We start from the raw sequence: 5,272 nt of genomic DNA, 5'->3' as shown, positions 1-5,272 counted from the left end.
GCGCTTCGGGGCGGCGGGCGCCTCCTGCGCGGCGGGCGCCTCGGCGGCAGCGGCGGGCGCCTCGGCAGCGGCGGGGGCGGCGTCGCCCTCGACGGCGGCCGGCGCGGCGGTCCCGCCCGCCGGGGCGTCGGCGTCGGCGGCCTCCGCAGCGGCGGCCTCGGCCGCCTTCTGCGCGGCGGTCTTGCGCGGCGCCCGGCGGCGCACCGGCTTGGCGGGCGCCTCGTCCTCGGGTGCCGCGTCGGCGGCGGCCGCGCCGTCACCGACCGTGAAGTCCAGGGTGTCGGCCGCGGGCTCGGCGGCCTTGGTGGCCCGCGTGGCGCGGGTCCGGGTCGTGCGCCTGCGAGCGGGCGCCGCGGTCTCGGCCGGCGCGTCACCGCCCGTCTGCGCTGCGGTGGTGGTGCTGTCCGGGGTGTTGTCGAGCGTCACGCGCGGTGCTCCTACGCCCGGGTACGCCGGCCACACGCTCGGCGCCCGTCGGGCCGTCGGTCGTCGCTCGCGGGTCCGCGGCGACGGAAGTCATCGGTGTCGGCCGCTGCACGGGCGTTCGGCGCCATCGCCTGCCTGGCCGCGCGATCCCCTGGGTCGGGGTCGGCCGGCCGGCGGCGCCTGGCAGCGCGATGCGCTGGTGCGGCGAGCACGGTGGCGCCCGGGGTGTGTGGATCCCGGGAGACCGGAGTCAGTATCGCACAGAGGTCCGGCGGACGTGCGGTAGGTCACGCTCGTGAATCCAGTCACAACGAGACGACATGGCGTCAGATCGCGGGACCTTTGTCCTACGCTTGTGAATCGGGGCGCAATACCGTCGCAGCACGGCCCCGACCTGGGCCGTTCGGCCCCCCAACCGCCTCAGCCTCCTGGACGGACTCCACGTGGAAGCCCTCGACCTGGCCCGCTGGCAGTTCGGTGTCACCACCGTCTACCACTTCATCTTCGTCCCGCTGACGATCGGCCTGACGCCGCTCGTCGCGATCATGCAGACCATCTGGGTCCGCACCGGCAACGAGACCTGGCTGCGCCTGACCAAGTTCTTCGGCAAGCTCATGCTGATCAACTTCGCGATCGGCGTGGCCACCGGCATCGTGCAGGAGTTCCAGTTCGGCATGAACTGGTCCGAGTACTCCCGGTTCGTCGGCGACGTCTTCGGCGCACCGCTGGCGATGGAGGCCCTCGCCGCCTTCTTCGTCGAGTCGACGTTCCTCGGCCTGTGGATCTTCGGCTGGGACAAGCTTCCCAAGAAGATCCACCTCGCCACGATCTGGGCGGTCGCGATCGCGACCAACCTGTCCGCCTACTTCATCCTCGCCGCGAACTCGTGGATGCAGCACCCGGTCGGCACCACCTTCAACACCGAGACCGGCCGCGCGGAGATGACCGACGTCGTCGCGGTGCTCACCAACAGCACGCTGCTGGCGGCGTTCCCCCACACCGTCACCGCCGCGTTCCTCACCGCCGGCACCTTCGTCGCGGGCATCGCCGCCTGGTGGATGGTCCGGCTGGTCCGCAAGGGCGACAGCGAGAAGGCCCGCACCGTCTACCGCCCGGCCGTGCTGCTCGGCGTGTTCACCATGCTGATCTCGGGCGTCGGCCTCGGCATCACCGGCCACGCGCAGGGCCAGCTCATGTTCGAGCAGCAGCCCACCAAGATGGCCGCCGCGGAGGCGCTCTGCGAGACCGAGGACGGCGCCGCCTTCTCGATCCTCGCGATCGGCGACCTCACCAACAACTGCGACGGCGTCGCGCACCTCATCAGCATCCCGGGCCTGACCTCGTTCCTCGCGAACAACGACTTCACGTCGCGCATCGAGGGCGTCAACGACCTGCAGGAGCGGTACGAGGAGCAGTACGGCGAGGGCGTCAACTACATCCCCGACCTCACCGTCACCTACTGGGCGTTCCGCCTCATGATCGGCCTGGCAGCCGGCTCCGTGGCGCTCGCGCTCGCCGCGCTGTGGTTCACGCGCAAGGGCCGGGTCTCGGACAACAAGTGGCTCGCCCGCATCGCGATCTGGGCCATCCCGACGCCGTTCCTCGCGTCGTCGTTCGGCTGGATCTTCACCGAGATGGGCCGCCAGCCCTGGGTGGTCTACCCGAACCCCACGGGTGTCGACGGCGTCTGGCTGCTGACCGAGCGCGGCGTGTCCGAGGTGGTGAGCCCGACCACCGTCGTGATCTCGATGGTCGCGTTCACGCTCGTCTACGGCGTGCTCGCGGTGTTCTGGTTCCGGCTGATGAAGCGGTACGCCGTCGAGGGCGTCGCGGACAGCGAGAAGGACCCCAGCCCGGACAACCCCGACAACCGTCCCGACCCGAGCGACCCCGACGCGGCCGAGCGCCCGCTGTCGTTCGCGTACTGACAGGAGGCGGCCATGGATCTCCCGCTCGTCTGGTTCCTGCTCATCGCGGTCCTGTGGACCGGCTACCTCGTCCTGGAGGGCTTCGACTTCGGCGTCGGCATGCTGCTGCCGTTCCTCGGGCGCAAGGACAACGACCGCCGCGTCATGATCAACACCATCGGCCCCGTCTGGGACGGCAACCAGGTGTGGCTCATCACGGCCGGCGGCGCCACGTTCGCGGCGTTCCCCGAGTGGTACGCCACGCTGTTCTCCGGCTTCTACCTGCCGCTGCTGCTCATCCTGGTTGGCCTGATCTTCCGGATCGTGTCGTTCGAGTGGCGCGGCAAGATCAACACGGACACCTGGCGTGCCTGGGCCGACCGCGGCATCATGCTCGGCTCCTACATCCCCGGCATCCTCTGGGGCGTGGCGTTCGCCAACCTGGTGCGGGGCGTCGAGCTCGACGCGAACCACCAGTACGTCGGCGGGTTCTGGGCGCTGCTCAACCCGTTCGCCCTGCTGGGCGGCGCGGTGACGGCCCTGCTGTTCGTCACGCACGGCGCGGTCTTCCTCGCGCTCAAGACGTCCGGTGAGCTGCACGGGCGCGCCGCGGCCCTGGCCCAGCGGCTGGCGCCGGTGACGCTGGTGGTCACCGCGGCCTGGGCCCTGTGGGCGCAGCTCGCGTACTCGGTCGCCTGGACCTGGGCCGTCGTGGCGGTCGCCGCCGTGGCGCTGCTCGCGGTGGTGCTCACCACCCGGGCCCGGCGCGAGGGCTGGGCGTTCGTCTGGTCGGCCGTCACGATCGTCGCGGCCGTCGTGCTGATCTTCGGCTCGATGTACCCGGACGTCATGCCGGCGTTCGACCCGGCGAACTCGCTGACGGTCGACAACGCGTCGTCCACGGACTACACGCTGACGATCATGACCTGGGTCGCCGTGATCCTCACGCCGGTCGTGCTGCTCTACCAGGGCTGGACGTACTGGGTGTTCCGCAAGCGCATCTCCGCCGAGCACATCCCGGAGCACACCGGGCTGACGTTCGCGGCGGTGCTGCCGACCAGGACCGGCGCGTCCACCGGCCACGGCGGCACCTCCCCCGACGGCTCCACCCGGGCCTGAGGGACGATCGACCGCGTGAAGCCGCTCGACCCGCGCCTGCTCCGGTACGCCCGCGCCGCCCGGGGGTACCTGGCCCTGACCGTCGCCCTCGGGCTGGTCACGGCCGGGCTGGTCATCGCCCAGGCGATCCTGCTCGCGCAGGTGCTCGCCGCCGCCGCGCACGACGGGGCCACGCTGCCCGACCTGCTCCCGCGGGTCGGGTGGCTGGCCGCCGTCGTGGCGGCGCGCGCGCTCGCCGTGGGCGTGCAGGAGCGGTACGCGCACCGGGCCGCGACCCGCGCGGTCGCGGAGCTCCGGGAGCAGGTCGTCGCCCGCGCCGCGGCCCTCGGCCCGCGCTGGCTGGCGGAGGGCGAGGGGGCGCGGGTCGTCACCCTGGCGACCCGCGGGCTCGACGCCCTCGAGCCGTACTTCGTGAAGTACCTGCCGCAGCTCGTGCTGTCGGCCACCGTGACACCCGCCGTCCTGGTCGTCATCCTCGACCTGGACTGGGTGTCCGCCGCCATCGCCGCGGGCACGATCCCGCTGGTGCCGATCTTCATGGTCCTCATCGGCCAGCTCACCCAGGGCCGCTCCGAGCGCAGCCTCCGGGTGATGCAGCGGCTCGGCTCCCAGGTCCTCGACCTGGTCGCCGGGCTCACGACGCTGCGCGCGTTCGGGCGCGAGCGCGGCCCCGCGAAGCGCGTGCAGGCGCTCGGCGACGCGCACCGCCGCGCCACGATGGGCACGCTGCGGATCGCCTTCCTGTCCGGCATGGTGCTCGAGCTGCTCACCACCCTGGCGGTCGCCCTCGTCGCCGTGGGCATCGGCCTGCGGCTGGTCTACGGGCACCTCGACCTCACCACCGGGCTCGCCGTGCTCGTGCTCGCGCCCGAGGTGTACCTCCCGCTGCGCCAGGTCGGCGCCCAGTTCCACGCCTCCACCGACGGGGTCGCCGCCGCCGACCAGGTCTTCCGCGTCCTGGAGACCCCGGTGCCGGCCGCCGGCACCGCCGCTGCGCCGGCCCTGCGCGGCGCGACCGTCCGGCTGCGCGGCGTCACGGTGCGCGCGCCGGGCCGCGACCTGCTCGCGCCGGCCGGCCTCGACCTCGACCTCGCCCCCGGGCGGACCGTCGCCGTCACCGGTCCGAGCGGCGCGGGCAAGTCCACCACCGTCGACGTGCTGCTCGGCCTGCTCCGGCCGGACGCGGGCACCGTCGAGGTGGTCGACGCCGACGGTCGCGCGACCCCGCTCCACGACGTCGACCCCGCCACCTACTGGCCGCAGGTCGCCTGGCTGCCGCAGCGGCCCGTGCTCGACCCGGCGACGATCGGCCGGCTGGTGTCCGGGGCCGAGGACGCCGAGCTCGACCCCGCCGCCCGCGCCCGCCGCGACGAGGCCGCCGCCCTGACCGGGCTGGACGCGGTCGTCGCCGGGCTGCCGGACGGCTGGGCCACCGACCTGGGTCGCGGCGGCGCCGGGCTCAGCGTCGGCCAGCGGCAGCGCGTCGCGCTCACCCGGGCCCTGCTGTCCGACGCCCCGCTGGTCGTCCTCGACGAGCCCACCGCGCACCTCGACGCCGCCGGCGAGCGCGTCGTGCTCGCGACCGTCCGCGCGCTGAAGGACGCCGGGCGCACCGTGCTCCTGGTCGCGCACCGGCCGTCGCTCGTCGCGCTCGCCGACGAGGTCGTCACGGTGCGGTCCGCGCCGCTGCCCCCCGCCGACCGGGCGGGCGACGACGCCGACCCCGTGACCCCCGCCGGCGCCACCGTCGCGCGCCTGGGTGCGGCGGAGTCCGCCCTCGTCGGCACCGCCGGCGTGTCCGGCACCGCCCCTGCCCCCGG

The 5,272-nt window shown here is 73.8% G+C and carries 3 protein-coding genes and 1 pseudogene; 3 read left to right on the top strand and 1 reads right to left on the bottom strand.

The features are described from left to right. Nucleotides 1-426 (bottom strand): annotated as a pseudogene (locus G6556_RS16850) (hypothetical protein); the annotation flags it as partial. A 443-nt stretch (nucleotides 427-869) separates the two neighbouring features. Between G6556_RS16850 and G6556_RS16845 the strand changes: the two are divergent. The 3 genes from G6556_RS16845 to cydD all read left to right on the top strand — a co-directional run. After that, complete coding sequence (locus G6556_RS16845) at nucleotides 870-2,354, top strand: cytochrome ubiquinol oxidase subunit I (protein ID WP_166944000.1); 1,485 nt, start codon at nucleotides 870-872, stop codon at nucleotides 2,352-2,354. Between the two features lie 12 nt (nucleotides 2,355-2,366). Next, the gene (cydB, locus tag G6556_RS16840; RefSeq protein WP_166943998.1) at nucleotides 2,367-3,452 is read left to right on the top strand and encodes a cytochrome d ubiquinol oxidase subunit II; all 1,086 of its coding nucleotides are present in this window, start codon (nucleotides 2,367-2,369) and stop codon (nucleotides 3,450-3,452) included. A 15-nt stretch (nucleotides 3,453-3,467) separates the two neighbouring features. Continuing rightward, nucleotides 3,468-5,272 (top strand): thiol reductant ABC exporter subunit CydD (gene cydD, locus G6556_RS16835; protein WP_166943996.1); only part of this gene is annotated, 1,805 nt, incomplete at its 3' end.

Origin of the sequence: Cellulomonas sp. IC4_254 (assembly GCF_011603975.1) — a bacterium.
Lineage (GTDB): Bacteria > Actinomycetota > Actinomycetes > Actinomycetales > Cellulomonadaceae > Cellulomonas.
The sequence above is the reverse complement of the archived record's forward strand: the minus strand, read 5'-3'. Positions and strand labels throughout refer to the sequence as shown.

Excerpts from the sequence above, each read along its gene's own strand:
- cydB (WP_166943998.1), top strand. The coding sequence starts at position 2,367 with ATGGATCTCCCGCTCGTCTGGTTCCTGCTCATCGCGGTCCTGTGGACC.